At 53.5% G+C, this 17,487-nt stretch carries 16 protein-coding genes; 12 read left to right on the top strand and 4 right to left on the bottom strand.

Annotation, left to right across the window (positions count from 1 at the left end):
* Positions 1-16 precede the first annotated feature (16 nt).
* The 8 genes from ACZ1HJ_RS18715 to ACZ1HJ_RS18680 all read left to right on the top strand — a co-directional run bounded on the left by ACZ1HJ_RS18715 (position 17) and on the right by ACZ1HJ_RS18680 (position 6,665).
* Entirely contained in the window at positions 17-970 is a 954-nt protein-coding gene (locus ACZ1HJ_RS18715; RefSeq protein ID WP_472720138.1) for an EamA family transporter, read from the top strand.
* A gap of 226 nt (positions 971-1,196) precedes the next feature.
* Positions 1,197-2,057 carry a HalD/BesD family halogenase gene (locus tag ACZ1HJ_RS18710; protein ID WP_472720137.1) on the top strand — a complete coding sequence of 287 codons (861 nt, stop codon included), beginning with the start codon at positions 1,197-1,199 and terminating at the stop codon, positions 2,055-2,057.
* Positions 2,058-2,419: 362 nt separating this feature from the next.
* Positions 2,420-2,566, top strand: a complete 147-nt coding sequence (locus ACZ1HJ_RS18705) for a hypothetical protein (RefSeq protein ID WP_472720136.1) — start codon at positions 2,420-2,422, stop codon at positions 2,564-2,566.
* Positions 2,567-2,874: 308 nt separating this feature from the next.
* On the top strand, positions 2,875-3,099 hold the full coding sequence (locus tag ACZ1HJ_RS18700; protein ID WP_472720135.1) for an RsbRD N-terminal domain-containing protein: 225 nt from the start codon (positions 2,875-2,877) through the stop codon (positions 3,097-3,099).
* A 6-nt stretch (positions 3,100-3,105) separates the two neighbouring features.
* Positions 3,106-4,113 (top strand): STAS domain-containing protein, encoded by a 1,008-nt coding sequence (locus ACZ1HJ_RS18695; protein WP_472720134.1) that lies wholly within the window; start codon positions 3,106-3,108, stop codon positions 4,111-4,113.
* Positions 4,110-4,517, top strand: coding sequence for an ATP-binding protein (locus ACZ1HJ_RS18690; RefSeq protein ID WP_472720133.1), 408 nt, complete (start codon positions 4,110-4,112; stop codon positions 4,515-4,517). The genes ACZ1HJ_RS18695 and ACZ1HJ_RS18690 overlap by 4 nt, the downstream gene beginning before the upstream one ends.
* On the top strand, positions 4,514-5,512 hold the full coding sequence (locus ACZ1HJ_RS18685; RefSeq protein ID WP_472720132.1) for an ATP-binding protein: 999 nt from the start codon (positions 4,514-4,516) through the stop codon (positions 5,510-5,512). The genes ACZ1HJ_RS18690 and ACZ1HJ_RS18685 overlap by 4 nt, the downstream gene beginning before the upstream one ends.
* A 1-nt stretch (position 5,513) precedes the next feature.
* A complete protein-coding gene (locus ACZ1HJ_RS18680; RefSeq protein ID WP_472720131.1) occupies positions 5,514-6,665 on the top strand; it encodes a sensor histidine kinase in 1,152 nt (383 codons plus the stop codon).
* Between the two features lie 86 nt (positions 6,666-6,751).
* Here ACZ1HJ_RS18680 and ACZ1HJ_RS18675 read toward each other — a convergent pair whose 3' ends face one another.
* From ACZ1HJ_RS18675 to ACZ1HJ_RS18660, 4 genes are all read right to left on the bottom strand, one after another.
* Positions 6,752-7,126: a response regulator gene (locus ACZ1HJ_RS18675; protein WP_472720130.1), complete on the bottom strand. Its 375-nt coding sequence runs from the start codon at positions 7,124-7,126 to the stop codon at positions 6,752-6,754.
* Between the two features lie 423 nt (positions 7,127-7,549).
* Entirely contained in the window at positions 7,550-8,380 is an 831-nt protein-coding gene (locus ACZ1HJ_RS18670; protein WP_472720129.1) for a phosphoenolpyruvate hydrolase family protein, read from the bottom strand.
* A 14-nt stretch (positions 8,381-8,394) separates the two neighbouring features.
* Entirely contained in the window at positions 8,395-9,603 is a 1,209-nt protein-coding gene (locus tag ACZ1HJ_RS18665) for a Tm-1-like ATP-binding domain-containing protein (RefSeq protein ID WP_472720128.1), read from the bottom strand.
* 366 nt (positions 9,604-9,969) lie between these two features.
* On the bottom strand, positions 9,970-10,617 hold the full coding sequence (locus ACZ1HJ_RS18660; RefSeq protein ID WP_472720127.1) for a class I SAM-dependent methyltransferase: 648 nt from the start codon (positions 10,615-10,617) through the stop codon (positions 9,970-9,972).
* Between the two features lie 95 nt (positions 10,618-10,712).
* Here ACZ1HJ_RS18660 and ACZ1HJ_RS18655 point away from each other — a divergent pair, with 95 nt between their 5' ends.
* The 4 genes from ACZ1HJ_RS18655 to ACZ1HJ_RS18640 all read left to right on the top strand — a co-directional run bounded on the left by ACZ1HJ_RS18655 (position 10,713) and on the right by ACZ1HJ_RS18640 (position 17,085).
* Positions 10,713-11,573: a LysR family transcriptional regulator gene (locus tag ACZ1HJ_RS18655; RefSeq protein ID WP_472720126.1), complete on the top strand. Its 861-nt coding sequence runs from the start codon at positions 10,713-10,715 to the stop codon at positions 11,571-11,573.
* A gap of 528 nt (positions 11,574-12,101) precedes the next feature.
* Positions 12,102-14,093, top strand: a complete 1,992-nt coding sequence (locus ACZ1HJ_RS18650) for a DEAD/DEAH box helicase (RefSeq protein ID WP_472720125.1) — start codon at positions 12,102-12,104, stop codon at positions 14,091-14,093.
* Between the two features lie 208 nt (positions 14,094-14,301).
* On the top strand, positions 14,302-16,053 hold the full coding sequence (locus tag ACZ1HJ_RS18645) for a bifunctional helix-turn-helix transcriptional regulator/alpha/beta hydrolase (protein ID WP_472720124.1): 1,752 nt from the start codon (positions 14,302-14,304) through the stop codon (positions 16,051-16,053).
* 114 nt (positions 16,054-16,167) lie between these two features.
* Positions 16,168-17,085, top strand: a complete 918-nt coding sequence (locus tag ACZ1HJ_RS18640; protein ID WP_472720123.1) for a VPLPA-CTERM sorting domain-containing protein — start codon at positions 16,168-16,170, stop codon at positions 17,083-17,085.
* Positions 17,086-17,487: the final 402 nt, after the last annotated feature.

The raw sequence follows: 17,487 nt of genomic DNA, 5'->3' as shown, positions 1-17,487 counted from the left end.
CTTGCATTATAGATGCATGACAGATCAATCCCCAGAAAACCCTGCCCTCGCCAACGCCCCCGGATTCATGTCGCGCATGTCCGGGGCCGTTCCCCCTCACGCATGGTTCGGCGTTTCCGCCGTTTTCCACTATCTTGGCCCGGCTTTCGCGGTTCTGCTCTTTCCGGTCGTTGGTGTGCTTGGCGTTGCCTGGTTCCGCATCGCGTCAGCCGCATTGGTTTTCGCACCGATCACAAAACCCTGGCGCACGTTCAAGAAATCGTCGCCCCGCGAGCGTCTTATTCTGCTTGCGCTTGGCGGGTGTCTCGCGGTGATGAATAGCTCCTTCTATCTGGCGCTCGATCGGCTGCCGATCTCGCTGGTCGCCGCCATCGAGTTCGTGGGCACCATCGGGATCGCTCTCTGGGGTCTCCGCACAAGCCGCAACTATCTGGCGTTCGCCTTTGCCATCATCGGCGTGGCGCTCCTGATAGACGTGCCGTCGCTATTGGCGGTCGAAGGCCCTGACCTCACGTCCGACCTTCTTGGCCTGTTCTGGGCCGTGCTGAACGGGTCTCTGTTCGTCCTATACATCATACTCGGCCACAAGATTTCCGAAGGGGGCGCTTCTGGCGGTGTGGAGCGTCTCGGCGCGGCTATGACAGCGGCATTCATCTTCGTCATGCCCATCGGCTTCCTGCAAGCTCTCGAAGCCTTCGGCGCACCGCTTCTGGTTCTGGCCGGGATTGGGGTCGGTATCTGCTCGTCTGTCATCCCCTATGTCTGCGATCAACTTGCGATGGCTCGCCTACCACGTGCAAGCTTTGCGTTCCTGCTCGCTCTCCTTCCTGCGACCGCTACGATCATTGGCGTCATCGTCCTGCGCCAAATTCCGAGCCCCGTAGATGTCCTCGGAGTGATCCTCGTCATGATCGGCGTGGCCGTTCACAAACCCGCGCCAATGCCGGTTTTGGCGGCGAACGGTGACTGAAACCGGCCGTTCGCCGGACCCTGACGAATAAGCAGGGTGGGCTCAAAGCAGTCTTCCGAAGGACTACGTCAGGCAATTCAGATTGAGATTGTGGCGCATGGTTTTCCCCAAAATATTTTATGCTCATGAGTGACTTAATTTATTTTGTCTGGTCGCAAAGCCCCTTCATAGTGGCGTGGACACCATCGCCATCTCACCATTTGGGACGCTGAGAAAGGACTTCGTCATGGCTGACACCTACCAAACCCAACAGGACTTCGTCTTGGATTTGATTGATCTCGACCGCTACCCGGTTGCGGATTTGGACAGCGGGGCGGGCGCGAATTTTCTGGCAGAGTGCCAACGCAGCATGACGGATCACGGCTGGTGCAATCTGGACGGGTTTATTCGTGCCGAAGCACTTGAATGCTTGAAAGCAGAAGCCAACACGCTTTTACCGACCGCCGAGGTGCTGCATGTAAAACGCAATATCTACCAAGGCGCCATCGACCCTTCGTTGCCCAAGGACGACCCCCGGCGGAAAGAATTCACACATATCGCTGTGCAGCTGGCAGATGATCAAATCCCAAACGAAACACTGCTCAAGCGGCTCTATCGTTCAGATATCCTGACGGAATTTGTTCGCAGGGTTCAGATGAAAGACGAACTTTATCGCTGCGCTGATGAATTTCAGGCGCTCAACGTCGTCGCCTTGCATCCCGAGAGTTGGCACGCCTGGCATTATGATACCACGGAATGCACCGTGACCCTTCTGTTGCAATCCGCCGAAAAAGGCGGTGAATTCACATTTCTCCCCAATTCACGAAGTGATGACACCGAAGACCGCGAGGCGGTAGATCGGCTATTGATGGGTGATATGTCTCAGGCCGAAACGTTTTCGCGCGGCGCGGGTACATTTACCCTGTTCCGGGGTGGCTATTCGCTACACGGGGTGACAAAGGTCGAAGGCAGCCGCCCCCGCATATCCGCCATTATGACGTATGACGAACGGCCGGATTGTGTAATGGATGACAGTATCAATATCCGCATCTACGGCCCGCGCGTGGAGAAAATTTTGTCCAAACGCAGGGTCTCGGCCAAATCATAGGAACCAGACAGCGAAAACTGCACTGCTGGTGATTGATGTGCAAATGGCGCTGGTGCACGAAGACGCATCTGACCAGAACAGTCCCGCTCAGGAGCCGAAGACAATATTGCGTCACTTGTGGAGAAGTTCCGAACATCAGGATACCCTTTGGTTCATCTCCGTCATCATGGCACGTATCCGAACGATCCATGTCACCCAAATACTCGTGATTCAGCAGTCCAACCCTACACAGCCCAGGCAACAAACGAACCTGCCGTCGAAAAAAGGGCAGCAGCGGTTTTTTGGACACGTCATTGCGGATCATTCTATGAGAGGCCGGTGTTGACCGTGTTGTATTGTGTGGCGCGACCGCCAATCATTGGGTGGAGTCGACGACCCGTAGTGCCGCAGATTTGGGATTGAATCCCATTTATGCGGCTGATGCTGTCAGGGCCGATAGCTTTGCAGGATCAAATGGGGTGTCGCATCGCGCGGATCAGGTACATTCGGTCAGCTTGGCGGCGCTCTAGAACTCATCACCTAAAAAACAATGCATTCATCGTGTTAAGCATTGTCCAAGAGACAGCCTGTCTGCAATCAAACCAAATCTTTGGATCGACCGTGCCTATTCATGTGTCGTCTTAGCACAGGCGTTCCGACAACACTGGTTTGGCGTATCGCGACAGAACAGCCCAGACTTACGCGTTGCCGATGAGCTGCGAATGTGAAACACTCACCGCATAGTTGTGTTGCGTTGCCGATTTACACCCAAAAATACCATGAGCCCCCAAAGCACCAAACTTGGGACGCTCCTGACTCTAGATGAAAGTCAATTTTGATGGAAGAAACCGCGATATCTAACACCCTTGCGATCCTTGAGAATGATTCTGATGCGATCCTGGACTCTTGGCTCAACACGCAAGGCATTGAAGGCCTGCAACGCTCTGATCTTTTCTCTGACAGTGAAGGGCGTGAACACACCAAAGCTATTCTAAAGGCGCTCAAGCAAGGTGTCGAAGATGGCTTGACCGACCAAGACTTCAGCCTGACATCTGAACCATAGGACGAATTGCGCAGTGTCTTGAATGATGTCACCCGAGAGCGCGTGCGCCGAGGGGTGAGCCCAACAGATATTGCGTCCTTCATTATGGCGCTGAAATCCACGCTTTTTGAGCGTTTGCGAGACAGGCTTACGGGGAAACCTGACATTCTTATCGATGAAATCTGGATGCTGTCGCGTGTTGTCGACGCCGTTGCGCTTTACACGAATGAGGTTTGCATGACCGAGCGAGAGCAGGTCATTGATCGCCAACGTGTTGAGATGCTTGAACTGTCCACGCCGGTTGTTGAGCTTTGGGACAAAGTGCTGACGCTCCCGCTTATTGGCACGCTTGATTCCGCGCGCGCTCAGGACGTTATGGAAAACCTACTTGAGGCAATTGTTTTACAGCGCGCAGAAGTTGTCATTGTCGATATCACCGGCGTGAAAACGGTCGATACGCAAGTGGCTCAACACCTTTTGCGAACCGCCTCTGCAGTTCGTTTAATGGGCGCAGAGTGTATAATAAGCGGGATCAGTCCAAAAATTGCACAGACCATGGTGCAGCTTGGTGTTGATGTTGGTGAGGTTACAACGCGGTCAACAATTCGCAGCGCATTTGGTAATGCTCTGGATCGGCTTGGCCACGCCATCACCAAAAAGAAGTACATTGAGGTGACGAAAGCCGCCTCTATTCATTTCTTCGAAGATGTCCTTTTGGTCGCAATTCAAGAAGACATCACGGATACGGATATTCTTGATTTGCAGGACGCGTTGTCCGAGCGCGTCACCACAGAAAATGCGCGCGGCGTGATCATCGATATTAGTGCGCTTGAAATCGTCGACACCTTTGTTGGTCGCGTGATCGGACAATTGGCCAGCATCGCACAACTGCTAGACGCCCAGACCTTTGTCGTGGGGATGCGTCCAGCTGTCGCGATGACACTTGTGGAACTTGGAATGTACCTGCCAGAAACAAAGACAGCCCTGAATGTCACGCAAGCGATGGAACGGCTGCGTCGGATGAGCTCGGAATGATCCGACGCGACGGGCGGCATGTCGAACATATCCCGTTGCAGACCGACCGCGACGTCGCCCTGGCGCGCGCAGCGGCCAGTCGCGCGATGGACCAGATGGGGGCTAAATCGATACGCAAAACACGATTTGTCACCGCTGTCAGCGAGATTGCCCGAAACGCCATCGTGCATGGCGGTGGTGGCGGGATGGATGTGTTCATCCATGACAGGCCAAATGCAATCAGTGTTTTAGTCCAGGACGATGGCTCCGGGATCGAGGACATGGAGCTCGCGATGACGGATGGTTTCACAAGTGGCGGTGGAATGGGCCGCGGTCTAGGTGGCGCGAAACGCTTGGTTGATGAGTTCGAAGTCAATGCAATCGCAGGTGCGGGCACGAAAATTCGGATGGCAACGTCGATTTGAGTTGCTGGCTCGATATTGAAGATCGCAGTGCGATCGCGGTTGCACGCCGCACAGCGCGAAAAGCCGCAGAACATGCGGGTTTCGCGGCGTCCCGGGTCGAAGAAATTGCCATCGTGGTCACAGAGGCCGCAACCAATGTACTGCGTCATGCAGGGCGTGGGCGTATGTTGATTGAGGCCATGCCAATAGGCCAAGGCACACGGCTTGCTTTGATCGTCGCCGACAGTGGGCCGGGTATTTCCAATCTTGATCGCATGGTGATCGATGGCGAAAGTGGTCGTGGGACGGCGGGGCTTGGTCTTGGGGCGATGCAACGTCTGTCTGACACATTTGACCTTTGGACCGAGGTTGAGGTCGGTTCGGTCATTGCCTGTGAATTTGTCACGTCTCACGAGGACAGCCAAAACCGCACCATCGATTTCGCAGGGCTTGTTGTTTGTCACCCGACCGAAAGAGTTTGCGGTGACGGATGGGCCAACCGGATCACGCGGGCCGGTGCCGACTTCTTCCTATGCGATGGCTTGGGGCATGGTCCTTTGGCCGCTGAAGCAACAAGCCAAATCCTCGAGGTTTTCAAGCACAACAAGGGTAATCCCGCAGAAACGATTTCACGTGCATCACAGCAGCTACAGTCTTATCGGGGCGGCGTCGCCGCAATGATCAACCTTGATGTGGAGAACAGCACGCTTCACTACGCAGGACTTGGCAACATTAGCACTCTGCGCGTGCGGGACGACACAACAAAGCGGTTTCCTGTTCGCGACGGACAAATCGGCGGGCCGCCGCGCAGCGCATATGAGGAAGGGCTTGAGCTTAAGAACCGTGACCTCTTTATCCTTCACAGTGACGGGCTGACGACGCTTCGTATGTCAGACTTGAAAAGCGGGCTTTTGCGTCGCTCCCCGCTTCTGATCGCGGGCGTTCTTTTACACAGATTTTTCAGAGGTCGCGATGATGCAAGTGTCGTTGTCGTTCGCGTCACGGGAGGGACGTAAATTGGCGCAGCATCTTCTTTCAACCATCCCGCTTGAAAACGACGTTGATAGTGTGCGCCTTCGCCAGGTTGCCAGCGTCATTGCCAGCGCACTTGATTTTGGCGATTTCGCCAAGACCCGCGCAGTGACTGCCCTGCTTGAGCTTGCGCGAAATGCTGTCGAACATGGGGGCGGGGGACAGGCGCAATTGTCAATCAAAGTGGCCTCGGGGGTCCTGAATCTTGCCGCAACCGTCAGTGATCAAGGCCCCGGAATAACGTCCAATGAACAGGGTTTAGAAAAAGGAAAATCCCACTTAAAAGGCCTTGGGTTAGGTCTTATTGGCGTTGAACGCATTGCTGATAGTTTTGAAGTTGTAACTGGTCCTGAAGGGACGCGCATTGATGTTGCGTTTTGCAGTGTATTGAGCGCAGCGTCACTGAAAGATTCAATCGCGCAGGCGAAAACTGCACTCAGTGCAATGGCCTCTTTGGATCCGGCAGCTGCGTTGGCGGACCAGAACCGAGAGTTGTTAGAGACTGTCGCATCGCGTGATCTTTTGATGAAAGAAATCCATCATCGCACCGGTAACAATCTTGCTTTGATCAGCACACTTATCGTGATGTCGCAGCATCAGGCCAAATCAAGCGAAGCCAAACAAATTCTCAATGACCTCAATACCCGCGTATCCGCTGTAACAGCAGCACATCAACAGCTCCAACGCGCCGAAAGTGGTGATCTGCTCTCTTCACAGAAATTCCTTGGAGACATCGCCGAACGCGCTGAACTTGCGTTCAATAGTGTAAATCTGAACGTGAAAGTTGTGAATGAAGGTGATGATCTCACCATCGAGGGCGAAACAGCGATCAATCTTGGCCTTATCGTCAATGAACTGATTACCAACGCGTATAAACACGCCTTTGAAGGGCGCACATCTGGAAAGATTGTTGTTGGGCTGTATCGCGCAACAAATGGAACACGTCTTAGCGTGGCGGACGACGGTCGCGGATTGCCGGATGGTGTCTCAAAGCCCGAGAATTCAGATTCCCTTGGCTGGCGTTTAATCCGTCTGATGAGCAAGCAATATGGTGGCGCAATCGAGGTGACTGGTGGTGTCGGTTTTAAGGTCAACATGCGTTTTGCAAGAAGCCTTGAGGCCGAACGGGACGTGTAATTGCAAAGGGCTTAGTTGGTGCCGTGTGATTTTGCTTTCGACAAGCACTGGTTTTGTCATGGTTTGAGGCGTTTTCTGATCCCGAATTAGCAGGTGGACAAAACGATTGCTCTTTCGAATTCAGAGGAGCTGATCGGCTTAACCAATACAATGAGATTTGCCAGTCTTGGCGACAGGCCATCAGGCAACCCGCTGCCACTTGAAAAGATGACAGGAACGCCCTGGTCGAGAAGGGTTTCCGCTAGATCTTGGGACGTCTGCCCACGCTCCAGATGGAAGTCAAGCACAGCAAGCCCAGGTGTGGTTTTCTCAACAATATCCGCACATTCTTCTAATGTTCCGGCGGTTTGCACAGTATTGAACCCTAGCTGCTCAAGTTGAAGCGATATACCCTCCGCCAAGACTGGATTGTCCTCTGCAACGAGAACCAGTTTTGACCTTAGCGCTTCGGGTATAGACATAAGATCGGCCTCCAGGCTTTCTCGTTTGGCGACAATAACAGATTTGAAAACAATGTCGCGATGTTATGGATTTATCCAATTTGGATGATAGAGCATCGGCTGTCTCGTTGCTATCGGGATAACTGTTCTGAAGCCAGCCCATACCGGTCAATGCAAAGCTCTTGAAAGTGCGCGCGGGCGCCAATGTCCGCTATGCGGGGCTAAAGCTGCCATTTGTTTTTGTTCCCCAGGCACGCTTTTGGCTTTTTGCCCGTTTAGAAACGGGCCCCAAGAGCCTTAACATCCCTTCGATTGCGATCAAGATTGTAAATGCAAACCGCTGCTCCTGCCCAATTAGAGCCGTAGCAAGGGCAAGGAAGTCCGAAGGATGCGCATCACAATGCGGATCTGCTTAGCCATTGCCTCGAGCTATCGATCAACAATCTAAAATTTGATATCCTTAAAGGCCTTCGTTTGCGCCACCAAGGCCGTCTCTGTCGGCAAGCGTTCCATCGATGAGGCACCATAAAAACCATGGCAGTTTTTGGTTCGCTTCAACACGTATTCAGCGTCCTCCGGCATCGCAATTGGGCCACCATGACACAAAATGACAACATCTGGGTTCTCCGCCAGCGCGGCCTCCGCCCAGGCATCAATCGACGTAACACAATCATCCAAAGTCACAGCTGTTTCAGCCCCAATGTTCCCACCCGTGGTCAGACCCAAATGGCAAACGATGATGTCAGCACCGGCTTTGGCCATCGCAGTCGCGTCTTCTGCGCTAAAGACATAAGGTGTGGTGAACATGCCCTTTTCAGACGCCATCCGAATGACCTCGACCTCCTGCGCATAAGACATGCCTGTTTCTTCAAGGTTGGCGCGGAAGGTACCGTCAATCAGACCTACTGTTGGGAAGTTTTGAATGCCGGAAAAGCCAAGGCGCTGCAGATCATCCAAGAACATATCAAAATTGCAGAACGGATCGGTACCATTCACCCCTGCAAGAACCGGTGTTGACCTGGTGACGGGGATAACCTCACTCGCCATTTCCTTGACGATCTCATTGGCGTTTCCATAAGCTAAAAGCCCTGAAAGAGACCCGCGACCCGCCATCCGGTAGCGACCGGAATTATAGATCACGATCAGATCAATACCGCCCTCTTCCTCACATTTCGCCGAAAGTCCGGTCCCCGCGCCGCCACCGACAATCGGCACGCCTTTCGCTTTCATCTCGTTAAACTTCTTCAGCAGCTCCGCACGTTCAAATCTTGGCATTTCCTTGGGGTCCTTTAAGTGGTCACTTCGGCAAGTGCTGCGACAGCAGCTTGCGCAAACTCAGGTGTGTTGAGGTTATGGGGCACGCGTACCAAGCTTCGGTTGGGCGCACGAACGAAAGTTTCTTCAATCGCAGCAAAGAGGCTGTCAAGCGCAGCAGGGTCATGGAACGGCATATCAGGTGCATCCAACGCGGACACCCCGCCCTCTGGCAGCAAGAACTGCACTGGGCCTTCCATCTCGTTCAGACGTCTCGCAATCCAACGACCCATCTGCGCATTCTCATCCGGTGTCGTTCGCATCAGCGTTACTTGCGGGTTATGTTCATAAAATACACGCCCCTCATACTTTGCGGGCACCGTTGGTGGTGCGCCAAAGTTCACCATATCCAGTGCCCCAACAGAGCCTACATACGGCAATTTCTGGCGAATGACCGCGCCAAAGCGATCCTCTGTCGCCGCGAAAACACCGCCAAACAGCATGTCGCAAACCTCAGTCGTCGTTAGGTCCATGACGGCTTTGAAAAACCCACCATCCGCCAGTTTTTCCATCGACCGTCCGCCAACGCCAGTGGCGTGGAAAACGAACGGTTCATAGTTGCTCTCGATCTCCTTGATTACCGCTTGTACTGCGTTGGTCGTCACACCAAACATCGTCAAGCCGATGCCGGGTTTTTCGTCAGCCTCAGCACTGGCGTCTGCATTCTGCTGCGCCATTCCCGCAATCGCGGCAGCGGCGTTTCCCAAAACCTTTCGCGAGATTGCGTTTATACCTTGTACATCAGTGACAGAGTACATCATCATCGTGTCACTCGGCCCGACATATGGCTCGACATTGCCAGATGCGACCGTTGAAACCATCACCTTTGGCGTGCCGATGGGTAGGATCTGCATCGAAGGAGTCACCAGCGCGGTTCCACCCGAACCACCCGCAGAAATCATTCCGCCGATCTGGCCAATGTTCTGTCCTGTCCATACCTTGAACGCTTCTGCCATGCCCGCGACAGCTGTGCCGCGATCCCCGGTGAACACGGCCTCAAGGCCTTTTGGATGACAATCCGCTACATCTTTTGACGAGACGTCCGCCTCATTGGCCTTGCCAGTGGCGGATAGATCAACGGTTTTGACCGCCACTCCCATTGTTTCAATACGGTCTTTGATGAAATTTAGTTCATCGGATTTTGTGTCGAATGTACCGACAACCCAAATTGGTCCATTAGTCATCCCGGCCCTCCCTGCTGGTCTGCGGGATCAGCCTCCTCTACTTGATCCCAAAGTCTTGTATGTTCCGGCTCTTTGAGTAGGGCAAGTAGAAGGAATAGAAAATAAACTAATTTTCCTGCCGCTGACTCCTTCAGAAGGGCGCACCGCCTTATTGTTGAGTAACGCGCCTTGCTCCAAGCTCATGCCGCAAAAAGTCCAGGTTTTAAGCCAGCTTCAACCTTTACTGTTCCTATGAGAGGTAAATGAACCCGACTATTCGTGCACAGTGCTGTATCCAGCAATTTGGGCGCAAAGCGGGCATTGACGGATTTAACCGGTAATCTTCAAAACAACTGCCCCGCAAGACGCGTCATGCAGAAACGCTCTTTAGGGTTTACGTGCCACCAAATAACGGCTGAGGGCAAATCCGATCTGATCTGCGCTTTCGATGATCTCAAACCCGGCGGCCTCGATCTTGGAATCCAATTGAGCAGCGGAGAGAAAATTTACGAATGGTGCTTTGCGAAACAGCTGCATCAGCGGCAGCGCAAGGCGGCGCATAAGGTTGAACTTCAGACCTCCGGCTCGTGGCTCACAAACGGTTTTTGAGATGAACAGACCACCAGGAGCAACGAGTGTTGCGATATGCTCCAGGGCGGCATCGAGGTCTTTGAGCAGATGCAGCAGGTTATGGGCCATGACGACATCGTAGGCGCCATCGGCCGGGTTGTGCGCGGGGACGTCGGCGATTTTGAAGGTTACGTTGTCAGGACCTCCCTCCGCCAGTTTCTCTCGAGCGATCTCGATCATACCGGGGGCCAAGTCGGTGGCGGTCATTTGGGCGACATAAGGTGCCAAAAGGAGCGCGGTTGAGCCGGTGCCGCACCCGACTTCAAGAGCGTTATCCGTGGGGCTCAGATGCGCTTTGGTGCGCTCCAATGTGTCCAGATAGCCCTCCATGTTTTCGATGGGGCTGGCGGCGTATTTGCGGGAAACTTTACTCCAAAAATTGGTTTCAAAGGTCATGCCAGTCATGATGATTGTCTTTCTGCTATGCGCTTATCTCTTTGTATCGCTCTGCATTTTTATTTGGAATTGCCTCAATATGTTGGTGTGTTATGCAATAATGCATGAATTGGCAGGCAATCAGCTTCGACTGGAATCAGGTGCGGGCGTTTTTGGCAACCGTTGAAGAGGGGTCTCTCTCCGCAGCGGCCCGGGTATTGGGGCAGACACAGCCGACAGTGGGCCGACAGATTGCTGCGCTGGAAAAGGCATTGGGCGTGATGCTGTTTGAACGTGTCGGTAAATCGCTGACTTTGACCGGGACTGGGGCTGAATTACTGGATCATGTCCGCGACATGGCCAATGTGGCGAGCCGGATTTCGCTTGTGGCCTCCGGGCAATCTCAGACCATTGAAGGACAAGTGCGGATCACCGCGGCGGATGTAATGTCGGCCTATTTGCTGCCGCCCGTTCTGGAGAAAATCCGCGCCGTGGCACCGCGACTAAAAATCGACGTGGTGGCCTCAAACGAGATCCGCGACATTCAGCGCCGGGAGGCGGATATTGCGATCCGTCATGTGCGCCCGACCCAGCCGGATCTGATCGCCAAACTGGTGACGGAGGTAACGGCGAATTTCTACGGCGCGTCGAGTTATCTGGACCGTGTCCGGCGCCCTACGGATCTAGCGGGTTTGACAGAGTTGGATTTCGTCAGCTTCGGTTCGGTTGACGAGATGATCGGCTATCTTGAGCCAGCGGGCATCCCTGTTCGTCCGGACAATTTTCGGATCGGCTCGGCCAACGGGATCGTGGCCTGGGAGATGGTGCGACAGGGGTTCGGGATCGCCCCGATGATGGATGAAGTTGGTACAATGACACCTGGGGTAGAGCAGATTTTACCGGACATGGAACCTTTCAAGTTTCCGGTTTGGCTGGCCACCCATTCGGAACTGCACACAGCGCGGCGAGATCCGCTTGGTGTTTGATCTGTTAACCGAGCATTTTGGGCGCCCTTCAAAGAAATGAGACCCGCGGCCTGGTTTGCCCGACACTTGGTCTAGCCGTCTTTGATTGGGAAGAGTTCAAATATACCGTTTGGATAATGAAGCATCCTTCTCCCCATCACCTTGAATTTTTCGGCCCATCCCAGGCGTTGAACCTCATAGGTGATGCTGTGGCGAAGCAAATGAAACCGGACGTTGGTTGACTCTGTGCAGTCCGCAAGCTGATCAATTCTCACAACGCTGATGGCATTGAGAGCCGTACAGCGCGTCGCATACGGCTACGCCTTGCCTCCGAACGACCAGGCATGTCGGTTCTTTGAACGCAAAAGCCTGCCGCTCAATACCTTCTACATCTGAACTGTCGAGCACAGATGGTTTTGATGAGGTAACAAAACCTTCGCTATACAATGCCGGAGGCACCCGGTAGAGAGCTGTTTTTACCCTTGGATGATGCGCTGATTGCAATACGGCTCAGCCCACGTCACCTCGCCAATACGAAGAAACATCATCGTGAAACAGACCATCGCAAATGCGCTTGCCCAAAAGGGCTATGATAGTTTGACGCCAGTTCAGCAGGCCGTCACCGCACCTGAGCTTGAGGGGCGTGATTTGCTGGTATCGGCACAAACGGGATCAGGGAAAACCATAGGCTTTGGCCTTGCTATTGCTCCTAAATTGTTGGGCATCGAAGACGCATTTGGGTCGGCGGGCACCCCGTTGGCCTTGATTATTGCGCCGACCCGGGAACTTGCCTTGCAGGTAAAACGAGAACTGGGTTGGCTCTATGCCGATACAGGCGCGTTTCTGGCATCCTGCGTCGGCGGCATGGACATGCGCGATGAACGCCGTGCATTGGCGCGTGGGGCACATATCGTTGTTGCCACGCCCGGGCGGTTACGCGACCACATCATGCGCGGCTCGATTGATCTGACAGCTATCCGCGCCGTGGTGTTGGACGAAGCAGATGAAATGCTGGACCTGGGGTTTCGCGAAGATTTGGAATTCATCCTGGATGCAACGCCCGAAGACCGTCAAACCCTGCTATTTTCTGCCACTGTACCACGCGCGATTGCCGGCCTCGCAACACGGTATCAGCGGGATGCCGAACGTATCAGCACGACCGGCGAACGGACCCAGCACGCCGATATTGAATATCGGGCCATGATGGTGTCGCCGCGCGACGGGGAAAACGCGATCATCAATCTGCTCCGCTATTATGAAGCACCAAATGCGATCGTCTTTTGCAATACCCGTGCGATGGTGGCACGCCTGACCGCGCGCCTGTCGAACCGTGGGTTTTCCGTTGTTGCCTTGTCGGGTGAATTGACCCAAAGCGAGCGCACCAATGCGTTGCAAGCCATGCGTGATGGGCGGGCACGGGTTTGCGTGGCAACCGATGTTGCCGCACGTGGAATTGACCTGCCCAATCTTGATCTTGTGGTCCATGCCGAACTGCCGAGCAGCCATGAAACCCTGTTGCACCGCTCAGGCCGCACAGGTCGCGCCGGGCGCAAAGGTGTCAGTGCATTGGTTGTCGTGCCGTCTTCGCGCAAGAAAGCAGAACGCATTCTGAAATTCGCCAAGCTCATGGCGGAGTGGGGCACAGCACCCTCAGCAGAAGAGGTCAATGAGCGCGATCAGGTGCGGATGCTGGCAGCGGATGACTGGTACGTGGAAATTGCCGCAAGTGAACGCGCGTCGGTCGATCAGTTGATCGAAAAGTTCAGCGCCGAGCAGATCGCCGCTGCTTACCTGCGCCAGTACAAACTGCGCCATTCAGCGCCCGAGGAACTGGGTGCGGTGAACGCTGCACCAGCCAAGCCGCGCGGGGAATTTGGCCCCAGCGTTTGGTTCTCACTGTCAGAAGGACGCAATCAAAATGCGTCGCCGCGCCATTTGCTGCCAATGGTGTGCAAGGCGGGTAATCTGACCAAGGACGATATCGGCGCCATCCGCATCGTGGATGATTTGTCATACGTAGAAATCCGCGAGGCTTCTGTTGCGGGCTTTCTTGCCGCAGTTGGTCCCGGCATGAAAATCGAAGGCTCCAAAGACGTTGTGCGCTTGGATAAGGCCCCGGACCTTCCCGCCTTTGAGCGGCCCAAGTCCAATCGCACCACCAGAGGCAAGCCACGGCATCGTAAGGGTGATACGACGCCGGTAGAATGGAACGATGCGCCAGTTCCCCGCCGCCGCAAACCCAAACCCGAAGATCGCAAGCCGCAAAAGGCTTCGGATCAACGTCCTAAAGCAGACCTGCCTGACAAGCCCCTGGATGCCCCTGTTCGTCGTCGATCAACCGCAACTCCGACGACAAAGGATGAGGCAGACAAGAAAGCCAGAGCCTTCCGTAAAGGGAAAAGCCACAAAACCCGTAAAGACGCGACAAAGGGCAAGCCACCTCCAAAGGGCAAACCCAGTAGCAAGAAAAACCGCGCTCGCGCCGCTGCAGCTTTGGCCGCTAAGGGTGGTAGTGTGAAATCGAAGCGCCGTTCGCACTAAGCCGGTTTTGTCCCTACACGGCCCAAAGTTGACATGCTACGAGCGATTGCCATGCCGCGGTTGCAGCCCGCATAGCGGACTTTCACTGCATGCAAAAAATCAGGTTGAGGACGAATGTTCATTTCGCGGGCGAAACGGCCGATAAGAACGATCACAGGACTGTCCGCTTCATTAAATTTTCGACCGCTGGAAGCATGGGGTAATATGTGTGTTTCTTGCGCCGGAACCCATTTTTGTGCAATCAAATTTCAACATGAGTAGGCGAAAAAATCATCAAACCGACAGCAGCCTGAACGAGCTCGCTCACTTTGCTTCAGATGACCGTAGTTTCGACGACATCATTGAAGCATGGGTAGAAAAAGTAAAATCTGATGGTGACCATAGCGAGATTTGTGACTTTACCCTGGCTTCTGAAATTGAGGTCGATCAGGCGCTTGCCGCTCTCACAAAACAGGACTTGGCTGATCGGATAGACCTTAAGCTAAGGGCATTGATCTCGAACTTTTCCCATGCTGCATTAGTGGTCTCAGCCACAGGCAGAATTGTCCGTATGAACGAAGCTGCGATTGCGCAATTCAGCGTATTTCCCGATGATAATATAGACACCATCGATTTGCTCACCACCGATGGGCAAAAGGTGTCTGATGTGCTGCCAACGCACGCTGACCGAACAAACTCCAAAGCAGAAATTCGACTTGTTGGCGCGCTGCGATCGGGCTCTGATGCCACGATCACTTTGGCAATTATTCCGGCCATGCTTGAAGGTGCAAACAATCCCTTCAGTCTGATCTTTGTGGTCGATAGCACAATGCAACGCCGGATTATCGCGCGTGTGGCCGATTTCTTTGGCATGACAAAAGCAGAGCAATCTATTCTTGAAAAATTTCTGAACGGAAAGGATCTAAAGTCAGTAGCCGAAGAGACTGATAAATCAATCAAGACACTTCGTACCCAGTTTCACTCTGTGATGAAGAAAGTTGGTGTAAACCGTCAAGCTGATCTCGTCAGTAAAGTGCTCACAATTTCTCACTTCCTGGATCAGCTAACTCCAATCGCCAAGGCCGCGTCACACCCCAACCGAAAACGCGCCGATATGCTGCGCCCTGAACGAAGATCAGTCGAAGCGTTCTTGGCGGGGGATATCGCAGGCGAAATGATAGTCGTTGTCCCCAATGTCACGATGCGGACTTTTCCAGCTAAACTCGAAAAGGACTTCCATGAACGGGGGTTGTGTGTGGCGACGCTATGTCGCCCGGGATATGGTGGAACGGACCCTGCGCCACCTGGTCAGTCGAATAAGCAATGCTATGCGAAAGACGTTGAAAGTTTCCTGAATCAAATGGGCGTATCCAAAGCGCGGATCGTCGCGCAGAATACAGGATGCGGATATGCCATTGGCCTTGCAAGTGAGCTTCCTGACCGTGTGTCTGACATTTTGTTGGTGTCAGGCATGCCCCCATTGCCGTACCTTTCAGTCCAGAATTCAAATTCCAAACTATCCGCAGCCTTCATTCGGGCACGAAAGGCCTCACCCAAGCTATTTCGACTGCTGATGCATCTCTCAATACGCGCCTGGAAAATTGGCGGGGTAGAACGCGTCCACGGACGTCAGATGTCACCCTACACGCCGGATTTAGAGTTTCTGAAACAATCAGACATTGTCGAAGAGTTTGATGAAAGCATGCGCTCGCGGTTCGCTCAGGATCTGGACTTGATTGCCGAGGATTTTGAGATGGCAATCAGCGACTGGTCTGATGATTTGAAACGATGTCGCGCCCCGATTTCTATCTTGCATGGACGGCACGATCAGGCCGTATCAGTTGACGATATCCGTCGTTTCAGGGACGACTTTCCCGATCAGGTCTCTCTTTCCGACATCGAGAATGCAGGCTTCATGCTGCCTTATTCGCACCGCGAAACCTTTTTGTCGGCCATGGGCGGAAGTTTAGTTTGGCGTTAATCACGTCCACTTGAAGCTTTCCCCATACAACACCTGTAGTATGCATCTGACTTTCCCTCATGCTACGCATTGCCCGATAACTTTAATTTAAAGATTTTTGGTGGAGGGAAGTTAATGTTTCGATTTGTTGCGATGCGCTTTCAGTGGGCGGTGGCGAGTGCGGTGGTGCTCAGTGGAATTGGCATAGCTCCGCTGTCGCAGGCCGCAACTATTGTCAGTGTCTTGGACAACAGTTGCGTCGGCTACGCCGAAAATCAGACAAGCCCAACCAATCAAATCATACGGGAAGGTGGAACCGGCTCCAACACTGCAAACACATGCGGCTCCTCATCAACTGCAATTGCAGGTGGTGGCTTCACTGGAATTGAAGCCAGAGCGGTTTCTAACGGTGCAAGAAGCAGCGTTTTTGCACGGGGATTCTGGTCGGATACATTCCAGATCAGCGCACCTGTTGGTTACACAGGTGGGCCTATTGAGGTCGCGGCCGTCTTTGATTTTACCCTTTTGGCATTTCAGAACGTGCCATCAAATTCCACAAATAACGCGGGCACGTCGGTCAGCTATGATCTTACCTTTACGGCCGACAGCTCGCGACCAGGCGCAAACGAAGACATAGGGCTATACCAAAACCGACTCGAGGTTCTTGAGAATCGACCGTCTGATCCAGCGCTTTTTACACTCGGTCGTCGGCACCAAACTCAGAATTTTCTGGTCCAGCCCGGCGTGGACTCGCTCAGCTTGTCGATCAACTATACGACAACCGTTAGTGCACAGGCTCCTGACGGAACCGCAGATGCCGAGTTTTCGAGCTTACTCACAGCTTCGTTGGCAACAGATGGTCCGGCCTTCCTTCTTCCGGATGGTTTTTTTATCACGAACGAGGCCTCGAATGTTGTCAACAATTTTTGGATTGATCCAAGGGACCCCGTGTCACCGACGCCAGTACCATTACCAGCCGGATTGCCGTTACTGCTGGGTTCGCTCGGCTTTCTTTGCGCGGTCCGGAAAAGGTCAAAATGTAAGTCAGACTAGACTGATCCGCGTGGGGATTTTTCTGTCATAAAACCGATCGGTGAAATCGCTGCTGCCTGAGGTATAAATCCCGGCGAGACTGTTCAGTAAATGAAGAGGTCCTTTATATCCGACGCGCCTTCTCAGCCAAAGGAGACGTGTCACGAAAACAGTCGTTCCTGCGTCTTGTATCGTTCGTTACTTTGGGCTCATTGACGCCGCCGGAACAGGCGCAGCATGTCAGTACCAAATCCACTTTACTTTGTTTTGGATGGTCCAAAGCTGCCATTCGATATGTCAACAAATCTACCACTCGGTTTCGGCAAAGCGGACATTCGTGCGCGTCATAGCAATCGTCACTATGCCAATCCGACTTTGCGAAGCCTTTGAAGTTTGGGGACATCCTACAAACAACTAATTCGA

The sequence above is a fragment of the Roseovarius sp. JB2-10 genome (assembly GCF_055693585.1).
The sequence above is the reverse complement of the archived record's forward strand: the minus strand, read 5'-3'. Positions and strand labels throughout refer to the sequence as shown.